Below are 17,498 nucleotides of genomic sequence, written 5' to 3' on the forward strand. Positions count from 1 at the left end.
TATACGCCATCCACGCATGGCGTGGATCTACTGGTGCCGACGCATTGCGCTATCCACGCGTGGCGTGGATCTACTGTGCTGATGGGCTGTGGCGTGGATCTACGGGTGCGCGGCGGCGCCGTCCGCCGCCGCCGGTTCGTGCCAGATGCGCTGCCACATCGCCGACAACCGGCGGCCGGCATCGGCACGCGCGGCCGGGCTGCTGTAGTCCACCCGCAACTGCTCGGGCACGATCGCGCGCCACTGACCATCAACCTGCTCGGCCACCGCGAAATTGAAGGTGTAGTCCGGCTCCAGCCCCATGCGCAGGTCGCTCAGCACCAGCCTGCCGTGCACCACCTGTGCGCGCATGAAGCCACGGTTGAACCACTGCAGGCGCCGTACTGCCGGAATCCCCGCCGCTTCGCGCAAGGCCTGCACGTTGGAGGGGTGCCCCTCGAAACGCATCGGCCCGTGGTCAGCCACCAGCGAACGGTCACCGACCACGTAGCCATTCGGGGTCATCGCCACGACCCGCCACAACAGGGTGTTGAACGGCATCGGCACCGAGAACCGCGGCGCATCGCCCAGGCCCATCGCGGCCAGGCTCTGCTGCGCGGCGCGGTCGACCCGTGCCTTGGCGATCAGCCCCCAGCCCAGGTACGCACTGCTGAGCAGCAACGAAACGCAGAGCACCTTGCCCACCCACGCGTGCGCGCGGCCGAACCACGCCAGCACGCAGCCCAGCAGCAGCCACACCGTGTAGCCGGGATCGATGATGAAGACACTCGAGCCCATCGCGGGATGGGGCTGCAACGGCCACCACAGCTGCGTGCCGTAGACCGTGAACGCATCCAGCACCGGATGGGTGACCAGCGCCAGCTGGATCGCCCAGAACCAGCGCAGCGGTGATTGCGCCACCCGGCCATTGCCGAAGTGCTTGAACAGCCACCAGATCAGCGCGGCCACCCACGGCAGCACCAGCAGCGAATGGCTGAAGCTGCGATGGTCGGTCATGTTCGCCACCGGGTCGGCGGCGGCAAAGCCCAGCCAGAGGGCATCCAGGTCCGGCAGGGTACCGAGCGCGGCGCCGGCCAGCAGGGCGGCACGGCGGTGTCCAGGCGGGGCGATGGCGGCCGCGACGGCGCCGCCGAGAACGATCTGGGTCAATGAGTCCATCGGCCGATGCTAGCGGCTTGGCGCCCTCCGTGCAGGGGCGGTTTCCTGCCCGGCGGCGCGTCGGTCAGCTGCCAGTGCCGCTGCGGCCGCGCGTGGGCCTGTGCCTGCAGCTGTGCATCACGCCGCCTGCGACAACCGTGCTCCCGGCAGCTCCACCAACGTCCGCCCGTTGTGGTCCAGCAGGCGCAAGGCGCCGTCGTGGTCCTCGGCCAGTGCCGTCAGGCTCTCCACCCAGTCGCCGTCATTGGCGTAGACCAGACCATCGCGTTCGATCAGTGCGGCGCGGTGGATGTGCCCACAGATGATGCCGTCGAGGCCTCGCCGGCGCACATCGTCCAGGCCGGCCTGCACGAAGCGCTCAATGTAACGTTCAGCGGCACCACTCTGCCGTTTCAGGAGTTCGGACAGTGACCAGTAGCGCATCCCGAGTCGGCGCCGCACCGCATTCAACAGATGGTTGCCGGTGAGGATGCGATAGTACAGCCAGTCACCAAACCGCTCCTGCAGGCCGCCGAAATGGGTGACACCGTCATAGTCGTCGCCATGCGCCACCAGCAGCCGGCGGCCATCGGCGGTGGTGTGGATCGCGCGGCGGCGCACCTGCATCGCCGGCAGCATCAGGCCGCACACCTGGCGCAGCGAGGCGTCATGGTTGCCGGGGATGTAGATGATCTCGGTACCGGCGCGTCGCAGCGCGTGCAGGGCCAGGATGACCTCGCTGTGCGACTGCCGCCAGTTGGCGCGCCGGTGTGCCATCCACCACAGGTCGATGATGTCGCCGACCAGATACAGGCGTTCGCAGCGCAGAGTGCCGAGGAAACGCGCCAACTCGGTGGCGTGGCAATGTCGCGACCCGAGATGAACATCGGAGACGAACACGGCGCGACGATGCGGTGCCAGGTTCGCCAGCGTGCTCATGCCGGCATCCCCGCATCGCGCAGATAGCGTTTGCGCTTGTGTGGCCGGATCGCGTGCAGGTCGACTTCGATCAGGCCGTCGATCGAGTCGCTGAAATCAGGATCGACGCCAAACGCCAGGAACCGTGCACCGCCGGGTTCGCACAGGTCTGTGTACTGCCGGTACAAGGTGGGCACACCGGTACCGAGCGCGGCGAGATTGGCTTTGAGCACGTCGAAGGCGGCCGCCGCATCCATCTCACCAAAGCACGGTGGCGCGGCGAAGTACTGGAACGGCCGGTTCGACTGCACCCGGCCATCGGCTGCGCCGTAGTAACGCTGGTAATAGGCCACCAGCTGTTCGCGCGCATCGCGTGGCAAGGCGGCGCTGATCGACACCGCACCGAACAGGTAGCGGATGCCGGGCTGGCATTGCAGGTAGGCGCCGATGCCCTGCCACAGGTAATCCAGGCTGCGGCTGCCCCAGTAATCGGGCACCACGAAGCTGCGGCCCAGTTCCAGGCCTTCGGCAATGCGGGGAATGGCGTCGTCGGAATAGCGGAACAGCGAAGCGCTGTAGAGCCCGGCCAGGCCCCGGCGCGCCAGCGCCTGCGCGCCCCGCATGATCCGGTAGGCACCGGCGATGCGCTGCGCGGCGCTGTCCCAGATCACGATGTGCTGGTAGTGCAGGTCGAAGTCATCCAGGTCGCGACTGCGCCCAGTGCCCTCGCCCACCTGGCGGAAAGTCAGTTCGCGCAGGCGCCCCAGCTCGTGCAGCAGCGGCGAATCGGCCGTGCAGCGGGCCAGCAGGATCTGTTTGCCATCGGCGGTCTGCCCCAGCACGGTGGCGGCTGCAATCGCAGCAGCGACCTGTGCAGGCGGCACCGGCGCGGCCATCGGCTCGGGCCCTGCCGGGCAGCCTTCGGCAATCGCTGTGCCTCGCCCCAGCGCATATACCGCGCGGCGCACCGCCAGCAGCTGCGCGCCGGGATCACCCTGCCCCAGCTGCATCGGTTGCCCGATGCGCAGCCGCAGCGGCCGGCCGCGGCGGGCGAACATCTCCCGTGCCAGCAGTGCCGTACCGGCCGGCTTGAACAGGGTGGATGCGCCGTAGAACAGCGCCGAATTGCGCGCTTCCACCCGCACCGGCAGTACCGGTGCGGCGGCGCCACGGGCAAAGCGGACAACCCCCCGCTGCCAGCGGCCATCGCGGATGCCAAGCAGCGACAGCCGCGAGACCTCGCCGGCCGGGAACACGATCACGCACTGCTCGGCCGCCAGCGCCTGCTCCACCGCCTGCAGGCTGCTGCGCTGGACCTTGCCGCCGAGGATGCGTACCGGCAGCAGCAGGTCCTGCAGCGGCCCGATCGCGCCCAGCAGATCATTGGCCACGATGCGCACGTCGCGGCGGATGCGGCCGACCGCATCCAGCAGCGCCAAGGCATCCAGCGCGCCGGAAGGGTGGTTGGCCACGATCAGCAGGCGGCCGGTGGCCGGGATCCGCGCCAGCGCGGCGGGGTCCACATGGTAGCGGCCCTCGATGAACTCCAGCCCGGCGGCGACGAAGTCGAAGCCGCGCACGTTGGCGTTGCGGCGCAGGAACGACTCGATCCGGTCCAGCCGCGACCAGCGCCCGACGCTGCGCAGCAGGGGCCGGGCCAGTTGGCCGCGACGGCCACGGAACCAGTCGGGATAGCGTTGCTGCAGACGCTGTTCGAGTTCCTGCATGGCGTGTCCACTCCTGCCCGGCGGCCGGGTTGGCCGAGAGCCTGCGCCCGGCAGGCGGCAGCCAGATGGCGGTTTGGCGGCAGAATGATGACGGCGCAGGTGCTGGCACATCCGGTCCCGGCGGGGGGCGGCAATGGTCACGCCAGTGGAACACTGCCTGTGCACGATGTCGCCGCAATGCCCGCCAGGCCTTGCCCTGCCGGGCACAACACCTTAACCACCGGCAACCCATACGGGTTCACAATGCACAGGCGGCGCGCCCCGTGTATCATTCGCGCCCATCTTTCCATCCGAATCAAAGGATATTAAGCCTGATGTCCAGCTACCTCTTCACCTCCGAGTCGGTCTCTGAAGGCCATCCGGACAAGGTTGCCGACCAGATCTCCGATGCGGTGCTGGACGCGATCCTGACCCAGGACCAGCGCGCCCGCGTGGCCTGCGAGACCATGGTCAAGACCGGCGTTGCCATCGTTGCCGGCGAAATCACCACCAGCGCCTGGATCGACCTGGAAGCGCTGACCCGCAAGGTCATCGTGGACATCGGCTATGACAGCTCCGACGTCGGCTTCGACGGCGCCACCTGTGGCGTGCTGAACCTGATCGGCAAGCAGTCCCCGCACATCGCCCAGGGCGTTGACCGCAAGAAGCCGGAAGAAATGGGCGCTGGCGACCAAGGCCTGATGTTCGGCTATGCCACCAACGAAACCGACAGCTACATGCCGGCGGCGATCCACCTGTCGCACCGCCTGGTCGAGCAGCAGGCCAAGATCCGCAAGAAGCGCAACTCGGCGCTGTCCTGGCTGCGTCCGGACGCCAAGAGCCAGGTCACCCTGCGCTATGAAAACGGCGTGGTCTCGGCCATCGACGCGGTGGTGCTGTCGACCCAGCACGCCCCGGGCATCAAGCAGAAGGACCTCATCGAGGCCGTCCGCGAAGAGATCATCAAGCCGGTGCTGCCGGCCAAGTGGCTGCACAAGGGCACCAAGTTCCACATCAACCCGACCGGCAAGTTCGAGATCGGCGGCCCGGTGGGCGACTGCGGCCTGACCGGCCGCAAGATCATCGTCGACACCTACGGCGGCTGGGCCCGTCATGGTGGTGGCGCGTTCTCCGGCAAGGACCCGTCCAAGGTCGATCGTTCGGCTGCCTACGCTGCCCGCTACGTTGCCAAGAACGTGGTGGCCGCCGGCCTGGCCGACCGTTGCGAAGTGCAGGTCTCCTACGCCATCGGCGTGGCTGAGCCGACCTCGATCTCGGTCACCACCTTCGGCACCGGCAAGATCAGCGACGACAAGATCGAGAAGCTGATCCGCAAGCACTTCGACCTGCGCCCGTACGGCATCATCAAGATGCTGGACCTGGTGCACCCGATGTACCAGCAGACCGCGGCCTATGGCCACTTCGGCCGCAAGCCGAAGGAGTTCAGCTACATCAACGGCGAAGGCGAAACCGTCAACGCCACGGCCTTCTCCTGGGAGAAGACCGATCGCGCCGCCGCCCTGCGCGCCGATGCGAAGCTGAAATAAGAAACACGAAGGGCCGCTGTAGAGCCGACTGTCAGTCGGCTGACCTTCAAGAAGGGCCGCGCAAGCGGCCCTTCTGCTTTCGGTAGTGCTGGCCGCTGGCCGGCAACCCTGCATCGGTTTGCGCACATCATGAGGGTCCCGGCCGCTGGCCGGCAGATGGTAGTGCCGGTGGTTGCCGATACAATCGCCCCATGTCGACCGAACTCAAATCCCACCAGCTGTCCATGACCGTGCTGATGTCGCCGGAGATGGCCAATTTCTCCGGCAAGGTCCACGGTGGCGCGATCCTGCGCCTGCTCGACCAGGTCGCCTATGCCTGCGCCAGCCGCTATGCCGGCCGCTACGTGGTCACCCTGTCGGTGGACCAGGTGGTGTTCCGGCAGCCGATCGCGGTCGGCGAACTGGTCACTTTCCTGGCCTCGGTGAACTACACAGGCACCTCGTCGATGGAAATCGGCGTCAAGGTGGTGGCCGAGGACATCCTCAAGCGCAGCGTGCGCCACGCCAACAGCTGCTTCTTCACCATGGTGGCGGTGGACGAGGACGGCCGGCCGACGCCGGTTCCATCGCTGCAGCCGGCCAGCTCGGACGAAAAGCGCCGGCAGGCCGCAGCCTTGATCCGCCGCCAGCTGCGGCAGGAAATGGAGCAGCGGCATCTGGAACTGTTGGCGTCCAATCCGCCTTCGCCGGAAGAGTGAGGGCGTGCGGGGCAAGCCCCGCACCCACCGAGGCAGGTAGCGCCGGGCCATGCCCGGCGGATGCGCATCACCCGGTGTTCTGCACGCCCTGCGAGACACCATTCACGCAGGCCACCAGCGCGCGCAGCAGGTCGTCGTCCTCGCGCCCGCTTTCGCGCCAGCGCTGCAGCAGGTCCACCTGCAGCACGCTGATCGGGTCCACATAAGGATTGCGCAGGCGGATCGACAGCGCCAGCCGCGCGTCGTGGTCCAGCAGGGTCTGCTGCTCCATCAACGCCAGCAGCCAGTGCCGGGTCAGTTCAAGTTCGCGTTCGACCTGCGGGAAGAACGCGTCGTGCAGTTCGCCCGACAAACGCGAGAACTGTTCGGCAATGGTGATGTCCCCCTTGGACAGCACCATCGCGATGTCGTCCAGGAAGGTGCGGAAGAACGGCCAGTCCCGCGCCATTTCACGCAGCGTGGCTTCATGGCCGGCGTCGGCGGCCGCCTGCAGGCCGCTGCCGACCCCATACCAGCCCGGAATCACCGCGCGCGCCTGGCTCCAGGCGAACACCCACGGAATCGCGCGCAGGTTGGTCAAGGCCGCATCCTGGCCGAGCCGGCGCGACGGCCGCGACCCCAGCGTCATCCGTTCGATCACATCGATCGGCGTGGCAGTACGGAAATAGTCCATGAAGCGTGGCTGGCCGACGAACGCCCGATAGACCTCGCTGCTGGAACCGGCGACCACGTCCATCACCGGGCGCCAATCATCCTCGCGCGGTTCGGCGGCACGCGGGCGCAGGCTGGCGCGCAGCACCGCACCGGTGGCCTGCTCCAGCGAACGCAGTGCCAGCGCGCGGATGCCGTACTTGCGGTGGATCACCTCGCCCTGCTCGGTCACCCGCAGGCGGCCATCGATGCTGCCGCGTGGCGAGGCATCGACCGCGTGCGTGGTTTTGCCACCACCGCGGCTGATCGAGCCACCGCGGCCATGGAAGAAGGTCAGGCGCAGGCCCGCTTCGGCGGCCACCTCCAGCAGTTCCACCTGTGCGCGCTGCAGGCCCCAGCGTGATGCGGCAATGCCACCATCCTTGCTGCTGTCCGAATAGCCGAGCATCACCATCTGCACGTCCTCGCGTGCCCGCAGATGCGCGCGGTACACCGGATCGGCCAGCAGATCGCGCAGCGTCGCGGTGCCGCGCTTGAGGTCGTCCACGGTTTCGAACAGCGGCGCGATATCCAGCGGCACGTGGCCGGCGTCATCGACCAGGCCGCCACGACGCGCCAGCGCCAGCACCGCCAGCACATCGCCACGGTCGTGCGCCATCGAGATGATGTAGCTGCCCAGCGCGTCGCCACCATGCCGCGCACGTGCATCGGCCAATGCAACGAACACCGCATCCAAGCGCTGGTTGCCTTCATCATTGCCAACGGGCAAGGGTGTTTCGCCACTGGCATGCGGTGCCAGCAGGCGTGCGCGACCCGCTGCATCCAATGCGTCCCATGCCGCATCGCCACCCAGCGCTGCCGCCAGCGCGCGCGCATGCACGCTCGATTCCTGGCGCACATCCAGCCGCGCCAGATGGAAACCGAAGGTCTTCACCCGCCACAACAGGCGCTGCACCGCGAAGCCACCGGCATGTTCGCCCCGGTTCGCGCGCAGGCTGTCGAGGATCAGCTGCAGGTCATCGATCAGCTCGTCCGGGCCGGCATAGGCGCCGTCGGCATCATCCAGCGTGGCCTGCAGGCGTGCGCGCATGCGGTCGTTGAGCAACCGATACGGCATGTCGGCATGGCGGGGGCGCGACTGCACCTGCGGCAGCAACTGCTGGTAATGCGCTACACGCGCCTGCAGTGCATCGCTCACCCCTACCCGTTCGGTGGATTGGCTGAGCAGGCTGGCCAGCTGCAGCAGCTCCTTCTGATAGCGGCCCAGCACGGCAACGCGCTGTGCATCCAGCGTGTTGCGGATGGTGTGCGCATCCACATTGGGATTGCCGTCCATGTCGCCGCCCACCCACGTGCCGAAACGCAGCAGGCGCGGCAGCGGCAGTTCCGCACCATAGGTATCGCGCAGTGCCTGCTGCAGCGATTCGTACAGCACCGGGATCACCCGGTACAGCACCTGCACCAGATAGAAGCCGACGTGCTCGCGTTCGTCATCCACGGTAGGGCGCACCGGTGAGGAATCGGTGGTCTGCCACGAGGCGGTCAATGCCATGCGGAAGCGTGCAGCGTCTGCGGCCGCTTCACCCGGCGTGCGCTGGCCGTCGAGGTTGTCGACCAGGCTGGCCACCATCAGCTGCTCTTTCTCCAGCAGCGCGCGGCGCACCGCTTCGGTCGGGTGCGCGGTGAACACCGGCTCGATATCGATGCGTGGCAGCCACTGCGCCAGTTCGTCCAGGCCAACGCCCTGCGCCTTCAGGTGCTGCAGGGCATCCTGCAGGCCATCGGGTTGCGGCGCGGCGGCGACGGCGCGCTGGTAGTCGCGGCGGCGGCGGATGCGATGCACGCGCTCGGCGATGTTGACCACCTGGAAGTAGGTGCTGAACGCACGCACCATGGTCTCGGCCTGCTGCGGCGCACGCCCGGCCAGCCCATCGGCCAGCTCCGACAGCGGCGCCTGGTTCTCGCGGCGGGCAATGGCACGCGTACGCACGTCCTCGACGTCATCGAGAAAGGCGGCCGACACCTGCTCGACCAGCAGGTCACCGACCAGTGCACCCAGACGGCGCACGTCGTCACGCAGGGGAAGATCGGGGGAAGCGAATTCGATACTGCTGCGGTACTCGTTCATCGGCGACGCACAGGCCTCGGTCAACGGATCCAGACCCCCAAGCCTAAACCAGAACGCGTGCCGTGCTGCGATGCAAAAATGGTTTCATCTGCACGTATCCGCCGGGCATGGCCCGGCGCTATCGTGGGAAGCGGCCCCGTTGCGGGGGCCGCCATCGTGCGCGGATCAGCGCTGCTTCTTCGCCTTGCCCTGCTGCACCGGGCCCAGGTTCTGCTCCAGCCAGCGCTCGCTTTCGGCCAGCATCGTCATGATCGATTCGCGTGCGCGGTAGGCATGCGATTCGTTCGGCAGCATCACCAGGCGGGCGGTGCCGCCCAAGCCCTTCACTGCGGCGAACATGCGTTCGCTCTGCATCGGGAACGTGCCCGAGTTGTTGTCGTCCACGCCGTGGATGAAGAGGATCGGATCCTTGATCCTGTCGGCGTAATTGAACGGCGCCATCTTCTGGTACACGTCCTGCGCCTGCCAGTAGTTGCGCTCTTCGGCCTGGAAACCGAACGGGGTGAGCGTGCGGTTGTAGGCGCCGCTGCGCGCGATGCCGGCCTTGAACAGGCGGGTGTGCGCGAGCAGGTTGGCGGTCATGAACGCACCGTAGGAGTGGCCACCGATGGCGATGTGCTCGCGGTCGGTCACGCCACGCCGCACCACCTCGTCCACCGCGGCCTGCGCATTGGCCACCAGCTGTTCGATGTAGGTGTCGTTGGGTTCCTTGTCGCCTTCGCCGATGATCGGCATCGACGGACTGGCCAGCACCACATAGCCCTTGGCCAGGAACGCCTGCGGGCCCCAGTAGCTGATGGCGTTGAAGCGGTACGGCGAATCGGTCACCTGGCTGGCGGCCGCCGCGCTCTTGAACTCACCCGGGTAGGCCCACATCAGCAGCGGCCGCGGACCATCGCGCTTGGGGTCGTAGCCCGGCGGCAGCAGCAGGGTCGCGGTCAGGTCCACGCCGTCCTTGCGCTTGTAGCGGATCTGCTCCTTCTGCACGCCCTTCAGCTGCGGCAGCGGATGGGCGAAATGGGTCAGCGCACGCGGTGCGGCGTTGGTGTCGGCCAGCGACTGCACGTAGAAGTTGGTCGGCTCGTCCGGGCTCTCGCGGCTGATCAGCAGCGAGCTGGCCTGCGCATCCAGCAGCGTTACCGGCGCGGCGTAGGTCGGTGCCTGCGAATGGAACAGGCGGGTCGCCTTGCCGCTGGCCACGTCGAAGCGATCCACGAACGGACGGTCGCCTTCCGGCGATGCACCGGCACCGGCCAGGTACAGGCTGCCGCCATCGGCGGTGGTCTGCAGCAGCGAGCGGCCGCGGTCATCACTGGCCATCAGAGGGCGGCCCGGATCGGCGTAGCGGTCCTGCGCGTCGCGATCCCACAGCAGCCTGGCATCGGCGCTGGCGTTGTCCGGTGCGATCAGCCAGGTCTTGCTGCGGCGGGTCTTCCACCATGATTCGTTGAGCAGTGCGAGGTCGCCGCGGCCCCAGCTGATGCCGGCATAGCGGCTGCCGAGCTGGGCCAGGGTCACCGGCGGGGTGTCGAACGGTGCGGCCTGCATGAACACCGCATCGCGCACCTTGGCTTCCCGGTTCGGGTCGCCACCATCCTGCGCTTCGGCCCAGACCAGGGTGGCATCGGCATCGCCGCGCCAGCTGATGTCACGCACGCCGGTCACTTCGGCATCGTTGCCGGTCGGCAGGCCTTCCACCAGCGGCCGTACGGCCACGGTATGCACCAGCTTGCCGGTGCTGCGGTCGAGCACTTCGATACGGCGCGGGAAGCTGCTCAGCGGCACCACGTAGGAGTACGGACGCTGCACCGGCTGGCTGAGCACGAAGCGGCCGTCGGGCGACACCGCAAAACCCATGAAGATGCCGGCCGCACCGATGGCACGGCTCTGCCCGTCCAGCCCCACTTCCATCGGTTGGGTAGTGGCGTAGTAATCGAACTGGCGCGCGTCGGCCTCGTTCTTCAGCAGGTCCTGGTAGGTGCGGATGGACACCACGCCACCGCCCTGGCTGGTCTGCTGCACGGCCGGGCCGGTCGGGATGCCATCAGCAGCCGGGGCGGCGCCAAGGTTGGCCGGGCGGGTGAACACCACCAGGCCACGGCTGTCCGGCAACCACTGGTAGCCACTGCCCAGAACGGTATTCAGGCCGGCGACCAGGCGACGGGCGCTGCCGCCAGCCACGTCCACCAGCCACAGCTCATTGGCACCGGTAGCGGCATCGACCTGGTTGAAGGCCAGCCACTTCTGGTCCGGCGACCACATCAGGCTGGCGATCGACAACGAGGCCGGCAACCCGCTGATCTGCCGCTCCTTGCCGTCGGCCACGTTCATCAGCCACAGCTTCTGGCCGAAGCTGAAACGGCTGTCGGAGAAGGTTCTCGGATTGATGCGCAGGCCCGCCAGCTTCAGCTCCGGCTGTGCCACCACCTGGATCGACGGCAGCGACGGCATCTGCATCAGCGCGGCGACATCGCGGCGCGGCGACAGGAACAGCGACGGCGCCCGCGGCGCGTCGACCACCGCCTGCAGTGCGGCCGAGGGCAGCTCGTAACCGGCCACGCCTTGCGCCTGCGCCGCGGCCGCCTGCGGTGCCGCAGCCCAGGCCTGCGGGACCACCGCCAGCAGGGCCATCGACAGGACCAGGCCAGTCAAGCGCCGGTTGCGGCGTGCGTGCGTGCTCATCATTGTTCCACCTGTTCGCTGCATGAAGCCCTCGACCTTAACAGGCCATGCACCTCCGCCCATCTGCCGATGGTTGGGTCATCGCCGTGTCACAGCGGAGGCGCGATATAATGGGCATCCTCCCCTGCCGAGGGGCGCTGCGACCGGATCCCCTGAGACCGGCCAGGCTCGGCCAGGTGGCTTTGCAACAACGGCGCCCGGCCAGATGCGAGCATCCGCTCGCCCACAACCGGAGCTACTGCATGAATGCTGTTGCCAAGACCTTCTCCACCGAAGGCGACTACAAGATCCGCGACATCACCCTGGCCGACTGGGGCCGCAAGGAACTGGACATCGCCGAGCACGAAATGCCGGGCCTGATGTCGATCCGCCGCAAGTACCAGGCCGAGCTGCCGCTGAAGGGCGTGCGCGTGACCGGCTCGCTGCACATGACCATCCAGACCGCGGTGCTGATCGAGACCCTGAAGGACATCGGCGCCGACGTGCGCTGGGCCTCGTGCAACATCTTCTCGACCCAGGACCACGCCGCTGCGGCGATCGCCGCCACCGGCACCCCCGTGTTCGCGTGGAAGGGCGAGTCGCTGGAAGAGTACTGGGACTGCACTCTGGACGCGCTGACCTTCACCCTGCCCGACGGCACCCTGACCGGCCCGGAGCTGGTGGTCGACGACGGCGGTGACGTGACCCTGCTGATCCACAAGGGCTACGAGCTGGAAAACGGCAGCACCTGGGTCGACGAAAAGGCCGCTTCGCACGAAGAGCAGGTCATCAAGAACCTGCTCAAGCGCGTGGCCAAGGAGCGCCCGGGTTACTGGGGCCGCGTGGTCAAGGACTGGAAGGGCGTTTCGGAAGAAACCACCACCGGCGTGCACCGCCTGTACCAGCTGGCCCAGGCCGGCACCCTGCTGATCCCGGCAATCAACGTCAACGACTCGGTCACCAAGAGCAAGTTCGACAACCTGTACGGCTGCCGCGAGTCGCTGGCCGATGGCCTCAAGCGCGCGATGGACGTGATGCTGGCCGGCAAGGTCGCCGTGGTCTGCGGCTACGGTGACGTCGGCAAGGGCTGCGCCGCGTCGCTGCGTGCCTACGGCGCGCGCGTGGTGGTCACCGAGATCGATCCGATCTGCGCGCTGCAGGCGGCGATGGAAGGCTTCGAGGTCAACACCATCGAATCCACCCTGGGCCGTGCCGACCTGTACGTCACCACCACCGGCAACAAGGACATCATCCGCATCGAGCACCTGAGCGCGATGAAGGACCAGGCCATCGTCTGCAACATCGGCCACTTCGACAACGAGATCCAGGTCGATGCGCTGGTCGCCTTCCCGGGCGTGAAGCACGTCAACATCAAGCCGCAGGTGGACAAGTACATCTTCCCCAACGGCAACGCGATCTTCCTGCTGGCCGAAGGCCGCCTGGTCAACCTGGGCTGCGCCACCGGCCACCCGAGCTTCGTGATGTCCAACTCGTTTGCCAACCAGACCCTGGCGCAGATCGACCTGTGGGCCAACAAGGACAGCTACGAGAAGAAGGTGTACCTGCTGCCGAAGAAGCTGGACGAAGAAGTGGCCCGCCTGCACCTGGAGAAGATCGGCGTGAAGCTGACCACCCTGAGCCAGGAACAGGCCGACTACATCGGCGTGCCGGTGGAAGGTCCGTTCAAGCCGGATCATTACCGCTACTGATGCCGTGCGCGGGGTCGGATCCCTTTCCGCGGGAAAGGGCTCTGACTCCAGCAACGGATGCACACGGACGGGCGCCTTCGGGCGCCCGTTCTGGTTTGCGTGCGGTCGTGCACCACGCATCCACGCATGGCGTGGATCTACTGATCCTCCGTTCCGCCAGATCCACGCCATGCGTGGATGCCGTCCATCCGTCCCGAGGTAGATCCACGCCACGCGTGGATGCCGTCCGTCCCGAAGTAGATCCACGCCATGCGTGGATGCCGTCCATCCGTCCCGAAGTAGATCCACGCCATGCGTGGATGCCGTCCATCCGTCCCGAGGTAGATCCACGCCACGCGTGGATGCTGTTCATTGGCCAAACGCAATAGTCTCAGTCAAGGCAACACCCGCGCGCGGCGCTACGATATGCCCATGACCCCGGCCATCAACCTGCTCAGGCGCGAGAAGATCGCCCATAGCGTGCACAGCTACGTGCACGATGCCCATGGCGAATCCTACGGTGGCGAGGCCGTCGAAAAGCTGGGCCTGGACCCGGCACAGGTATTCAAGACCCTGCTGGCCAGCACCGAAACGCACGAGCTGCTCGTTGCCATCGTGCCGGTGGCCGGCCAGCTTGATCTGAAAGCACTGGCCGAGGCGGCCGGCTGCAAGAAGTGCGAGATGGCCGCCGTCGATGCCGCGCAGCGCGCAACCGGCTATCTGGTCGGTGGCATCAGCCCGCTTGGACAGAAGAAGCGCCTGCGCAGCTTCCTCGACGCCAGCGCGCAGGCGCTGCCCACCCTGCACGTCAGCGCGGGACGGCGTGGCCTGGAGGTGGAACTGGCACCGGCCGACCTGCTGCGCCTGACCGGCGGCCACTACGCCGCAATCGGCAGACCCCGTTGATGCGCTGGCCCTGGTCCACATCGCCGCCACCGCGGCTGGACGACCCGCAGGCCGACGTACTGCTGCAGGACCTGCTGTCGCGCGATGCCAGTCGTATCCATGCCGCCAGCAGCCGCCTGGCGCGGTTGTTCAGCGCCACGACGCTGGACGCGCTGGCGCCGCATGCCGAGCGGATCGAGCAGGCCTGCGAGGGCGTGCAGCTCGGCGGTGCGCTGGTCAGCAACGGTGTGCACCTGCAGGCCGCGCTGCGCCGCCTGCGTTATTGGCGTGAGCGCAAAGGCTGCCTGTGCGCGCTGTATCCGGATTACCTGTTCTTCGACCCACGCCGGCTCATCGAACAGGGGCATGTGCGGCTGCTGGAACAGGGCGTGGCCGAGGATGGCTGGGGCGACCGCCACCGGGTGGCCTGCACCTGCTGCGACCAGCACTGGGATGCCACCGACCGCGAGTACCACTACCCGTGGTGGGAGTGGACATCGCTGGCCGGGGCTTCGAGCCGTTAGTCGCCCGCAAACGTTGTCGTCGCGGGCACCATGCTCATGCGTGTGGCGCTGAATGCCCACCACTCCCGCTTCCATTGCCATCCCAGCGCTGCCTTGACCGCCGCTTCATCCAGCAACGGGTGTCCACTGGATTCAGCCACGATGGCAGCCTTGACGCGGCCCTCGTCGTCCAACAGCAGGCGCATGCTCACTTTGCCCTGCAGATTCTCGCCGCGCGCCACGGCCGGGTAGCTTGGCATCGATGGGCGTTCGAGACGCCAGCGTGGGTCGTCGCGGACAAACAGCGACGTGCGTGCTGACAGCGGGCAGCGTGATGGCATCTGCAGTTCGAAGCCCTGCGCCCCCTGTATCGGCTGGATCTGCGCGGGTTGGCCACAGGCGATTACGGAGATTGCATCCAGCATGTGCTGCTGGCGTTGCAACGCTGCCGGGTCACGCCCTGTCATACGGAAGGCGCAGCGTCCCCCGTCATGGGAGGCATGCAACTGGTCGATACTGGCGTCGCGTACCGGCGCCAGGTCCGACAGACTCCCACACGCGGCGGCGGCATCGTATTTCGTCGAGCAACCGCTGGCGGCAAGCAGGGCCACCAACAGTGCGCCCCATGAAAATACGCTTCCCATCATCATCCTGCGCTCCCAGCACCGATCTGCTGCCATGGTAGCGTCTTGCGCAGCAGACCTTTTCTACAGCGTCCCGATCACGGCCGCCAGTTGGCGTTGTTCTCCCAGAACGCCACCGCGCGCTGATAGGCTTGGCGGTCCAGCGGCACGCCCGAACCACCTTCGTCCACGCCCAGCGCATTGCGCATCATGGTGATCGGCGCCATTGGCACTTCTTCCGGCTCGGCGGTATAGATGCAGCCGACGATGCCCCAGTCGGCATCGATGGGTGAACCTTCCTTGGCCAGCTGCTCGGCGCTGTACAGGATCACCACCAGGTAATTGGCCCGTGGCGATTCCACGCCCTCGAACCAGCGCACCAGCACCGGCAGTTCCTCACGGTTGCGCGCCTCGTAGCCGCTGCGCAGCAGGTGCCGGTTGGCATCGGTGACCGGCACGGTCAGGCAACGCGTGCTGGTCCAGTTCTCATAGACGAACAGCTTGCAGAACTGTGCATAGCCATCGAGCACCTTCAGCGGCGGGTGCGCGTTGAGATGTGCCTGGAACTGCTCGGCACTGCAGTCCTGGATGGTGTTGGCGCGTGGTACGCGCGGGAACAGGCGGGGGCGGGCGAAATCGGTGAGGACGATGGACATGGCGCGGTGTGATCGAAGAATCCGCTGCACAGGGTAACCGCCACCGGCGGCGCAAGGGGAGCAGGCCGAGAGTCACTGGCATCCACAACGGACTTGCCCCACCCTGCCTTCGACCTACCGTAGGGATTGCAGGCTCATGGATGCAGCACGCGCGTTGTCCCCTTTCCCTCGATCACACCAACGGCCTCTGCTGAAGGCAGTGGCGGCTGTGCTTCTGGCTCCGCCCCTGCTGTTCGCTGCCGCCCTGATCTGGCCGTTGCCAGCGCCGCCGCCACCCGATGTCGGCAACAGCCGGGTGATCATCAATGCGCGGGTGGTGGACGTGCAGAACGGCGTCGCCAGCGCGCCCACCACTGTGACGGTGCGCAACGGCACCATCATCGCCATCGGCAATGGCCCCCACGACGCCACCTTGCACGTATTCGACGCCGGTGGCCGCTGGCTGCTGCCTGGCTTCTGGGACATGCATACCCACGCACTGCAGCTGTCTCCGCAACTGCAGTTCCCGTTGATGCTGGCCAACGGCATCACCGGCACCCGCGACATGATGGACTGCCCGCAGCCGACCGATCCGCTGATCGCCTGCGTCGCTGACAAGCGTCGCTGGAGCGCACAGGCCATCGCTGGCACGTTGACCGCGCCGCGATTCGTGCAGGTGGCAAGCTTCTACTTCGAAGACCCTGCGCTGGCACCAGAGGACGCCGTGCGTCGCGCGCGTGAGTACGCCGAGCGCGGCGTGGATGCACTGGAGGTCTACAACCGGCTGCGCCCGGATACCTACCAACGGCTGGCTGCCGAGGCTCGGCAACTGCATCGTCCGCTGGTGGGCCACCTGCCCAGGGCGGTGGCGCTGGAAGAGGCACTGCAGGCCGGACAGCACAGCTTTGAACACGCGCATCTGTTCGTTCGCCACTGCTCCGGCTCCGCAGCTGCATGGCGCAGCGGGACGCTGGACGGTGAAGACCCGACAGCCTTGGCCGAGCACATGGTGGACAGCTATGCGCCTGCAAGGTGCAAGGCCGCCTTCGCGCTGATGCAGGCCAGCGGCAGCGCCTTCGTGCCCACTCATGTCACCCGCGAGGAGGATGCCCGCGCGCGCGATCCGGGCTTCATCGATGATCCGCGACTGGCGTACCTCGATCCGCTTTCGCGCTGGGCCTGGCGCGACGACCTGCAGGCCACGGTCACCCGCCATCCAGGCCAACGTGGCGAGCGCGCGCTGCACGCCTATTTCAATCATGGCCTGGCACTGACCGGCGCTGCGCACCGCGCCGGTGTTCCGGTGCTGGTGGGCACCGACACCGGGCTTGGCGGCTTCCGCTATCACGATGAACTGCAACTGCTGCACCAGGCCGGGCTCAGCCAGGCGGACGTGCTGCGCGCAGCCACGTTGCACGCCGCACAGCACCTTCGCCTGCAGGCCCGGCATGGCAGTGTCGAGATCGGCAAAGCGGCCGACCTGGTGCTGCTGGACGGCAATCCTCTGCTGGACATCGGCAACAGCCGACGCGTGCACGCGGTGCTGCTGGCCGGCCACCTCTACGACCGTCCAAGGCTGGATGCACTGCTGGCCTACTCCCGCGCGCAGGCACGCTCACCTGCGGTGATGGCGCGGCTGCTGTGGGGATTCGTGACCAGCCCGGTCAGCGCGGAACTGTAGCGGCCGTCTTGTTTTTACATCCATCTCGATTGAGAGA

General features: G+C 67.2%; 13 protein-coding genes and 1 riboswitch. Of the genes, 6 read left to right on the forward strand and 7 right to left on the reverse strand.

Translation table 11 applies throughout. The features are described 5' to 3' along the window. Positions 1-99: 99 nt before the first annotated feature. From TEP_RS16155 to TEP_RS16165, 3 genes are all read right to left on the reverse strand, one after another. Entirely contained in the window at positions 100-1,158 is a 1,059-nt protein-coding gene (locus tag TEP_RS16155) for a metal-dependent hydrolase (protein ID WP_132825928.1), read from the reverse strand. Between the two features lie 117 nt (positions 1,159-1,275). Further along, positions 1,276-2,076, reverse strand: coding sequence for a UDP-2,3-diacylglucosamine diphosphatase (locus TEP_RS16160; RefSeq protein ID WP_132825929.1), 801 nt, complete (start codon positions 2,074-2,076; stop codon positions 1,276-1,278). Next, positions 2,073-3,782 carry a GNAT family N-acyltransferase gene (locus tag TEP_RS16165; protein WP_132825930.1) on the reverse strand — a complete coding sequence of 570 codons (1,710 nt, stop codon included), beginning with the start codon at positions 3,780-3,782 and terminating at the stop codon, positions 2,073-2,075. The genes TEP_RS16160 and TEP_RS16165 overlap by 4 nt, the downstream gene beginning before the upstream one ends. A gap of 314 nt (positions 3,783-4,096) precedes the next feature. Here TEP_RS16165 and metK point away from each other — a divergent pair, with 314 nt between their 5' ends. Continuing rightward, positions 4,097-5,308, forward strand: coding sequence for a methionine adenosyltransferase (gene metK, locus TEP_RS16170; protein ID WP_132825931.1), 1,212 nt, complete (start codon positions 4,097-4,099; stop codon positions 5,306-5,308). Positions 5,309-5,499: 191 nt separating this feature from the next. After that, the gene (locus TEP_RS16175) at positions 5,500-6,006 is read left to right on the forward strand and encodes an acyl-CoA thioesterase (protein ID WP_025876535.1); all 507 of its coding nucleotides are present in this window, start codon (positions 5,500-5,502) and stop codon (positions 6,004-6,006) included. Between the two features lie 67 nt (positions 6,007-6,073). Here the strand turns inward: TEP_RS16175 and ppc are convergent, their stop codons facing one another. Together ppc and TEP_RS16185 are read right to left on the reverse strand one after the other, a co-directional pair. Further along, positions 6,074-8,785, reverse strand: a complete 2,712-nt coding sequence (gene ppc / locus TEP_RS16180; protein WP_132826559.1) for a phosphoenolpyruvate carboxylase — start codon at positions 8,783-8,785, stop codon at positions 6,074-6,076. Positions 8,786-8,950: 165 nt separating this feature from the next. After that, positions 8,951-11,467 (reverse strand): prolyl oligopeptidase family serine peptidase, encoded by a 2,517-nt coding sequence (locus TEP_RS16185; RefSeq protein WP_132825932.1) that lies wholly within the window; start codon positions 11,465-11,467, stop codon positions 8,951-8,953. Positions 11,468-11,590: 123 nt separating this feature from the next. After that, a riboswitch (S-adenosyl-L-homocysteine riboswitch) is annotated at positions 11,591-11,673 on the forward strand. Between the two features lie 36 nt (positions 11,674-11,709). On the opposite strand from TEP_RS16185, the gene ahcY reads away from it, so the two are divergent. The 3 genes from ahcY to TEP_RS16200 all read left to right on the forward strand — a co-directional run bounded on the left by ahcY (position 11,710) and on the right by TEP_RS16200 (position 14,543). Continuing rightward, a complete protein-coding gene (ahcY, locus tag TEP_RS16190) occupies positions 11,710-13,155 on the forward strand; it encodes an adenosylhomocysteinase (RefSeq protein WP_132825933.1) in 1,446 nt (481 codons plus the stop codon). A 411-nt stretch (positions 13,156-13,566) separates the two neighbouring features. Then, a complete protein-coding gene (ybaK, locus tag TEP_RS16195) occupies positions 13,567-14,040 on the forward strand; it encodes a Cys-tRNA(Pro) deacylase (RefSeq protein WP_132825934.1) in 474 nt (157 codons plus the stop codon). Continuing rightward, positions 14,040-14,543: a hypothetical protein gene (locus TEP_RS16200; protein ID WP_132825935.1), complete on the forward strand. Its 504-nt coding sequence runs from the start codon at positions 14,040-14,042 to the stop codon at positions 14,541-14,543. Before ybaK ends, TEP_RS16200 begins: the two co-directional genes overlap by 1 nt. Here TEP_RS16200 and TEP_RS16205 read toward each other — a convergent pair. Together TEP_RS16205 and TEP_RS16210 are read right to left on the reverse strand one after the other, a co-directional pair. Continuing rightward, entirely contained in the window at positions 14,540-15,202 is a 663-nt protein-coding gene (locus TEP_RS16205) for an energy transducer TonB (protein ID WP_132825936.1), read from the reverse strand. The two genes, TEP_RS16200 and TEP_RS16205, sit on opposite strands and share 4 nt — an antisense overlap. 41 nt (positions 15,203-15,243) lie before the next feature. Continuing rightward, on the reverse strand, positions 15,244-15,801 hold the full coding sequence (locus TEP_RS16210) for a DUF3228 family protein (protein ID WP_132825937.1): 558 nt from the start codon (positions 15,799-15,801) through the stop codon (positions 15,244-15,246). 136 nt (positions 15,802-15,937) lie between these two features. Here TEP_RS16210 and TEP_RS16215 point away from each other — a divergent pair, with 136 nt between their 5' ends. Further along, on the forward strand, positions 15,938-17,461 hold the full coding sequence (locus TEP_RS16215; protein ID WP_132825938.1) for an amidohydrolase family protein: 1,524 nt from the start codon (positions 15,938-15,940) through the stop codon (positions 17,459-17,461). The last annotated feature ends 37 nt before the right edge of the window (positions 17,462-17,498 follow it).

Source organism: Stenotrophomonas sp. TEPEL, assembly GCF_004348785.1.
Lineage (GTDB): Bacteria > Pseudomonadota > Gammaproteobacteria > Xanthomonadales > Xanthomonadaceae > Stenotrophomonas > Stenotrophomonas indicatrix.

Coding starts and splice junctions, on each gene's coding strand:
- TEP_RS16155 (WP_132825928.1), bottom strand. CDS start 1,158: ATGGACTCATTGACCCAGATCGTTCTCGGCGGCGCCGTCGCGGCCGCC.
- TEP_RS16160 (WP_132825929.1), bottom strand. CDS start 2,076: ATGAGCACGCTGGCGAACCTGGCACCGCATCGTCGCGCCGTGTTCGTC.
- TEP_RS16165 (WP_132825930.1), bottom strand. CDS start 3,782: ATGCAGGAACTCGAACAGCGTCTGCAGCAACGCTATCCCGACTGGTTC.
- metK (WP_132825931.1), top strand. CDS start 4,097: ATGTCCAGCTACCTCTTCACCTCCGAGTCGGTCTCTGAAGGCCATCCG.
- TEP_RS16175 (WP_025876535.1), top strand. CDS start 5,500: ATGTCGACCGAACTCAAATCCCACCAGCTGTCCATGACCGTGCTGATG.
- ppc (WP_132826559.1), bottom strand. CDS start 8,785: ATGAACGAGTACCGCAGCAGTATCGAATTCGCTTCCCCCGATCTTCCC.
- TEP_RS16185 (WP_132825932.1), bottom strand. CDS start 11,467: ATGAGCACGCACGCACGCCGCAACCGGCGCTTGACTGGCCTGGTCCTG.
- ahcY (WP_132825933.1), top strand. CDS start 11,710: ATGAATGCTGTTGCCAAGACCTTCTCCACCGAAGGCGACTACAAGATC.
- ybaK (WP_132825934.1), top strand. CDS start 13,567: ATGACCCCGGCCATCAACCTGCTCAGGCGCGAGAAGATCGCCCATAGC.
- TEP_RS16200 (WP_132825935.1), top strand. CDS start 14,040: ATGCGCTGGCCCTGGTCCACATCGCCGCCACCGCGGCTGGACGACCCG.
- TEP_RS16205 (WP_132825936.1), bottom strand. CDS start 15,202: ATGGCAGCAGATCGGTGCTGGGAGCGCAGGATGATGATGGGAAGCGTA.
- TEP_RS16210 (WP_132825937.1), bottom strand. CDS start 15,801: ATGTCCATCGTCCTCACCGATTTCGCCCGCCCCCGCCTGTTCCCGCGC.
- TEP_RS16215 (WP_132825938.1), top strand. CDS start 15,938: ATGGATGCAGCACGCGCGTTGTCCCCTTTCCCTCGATCACACCAACGG.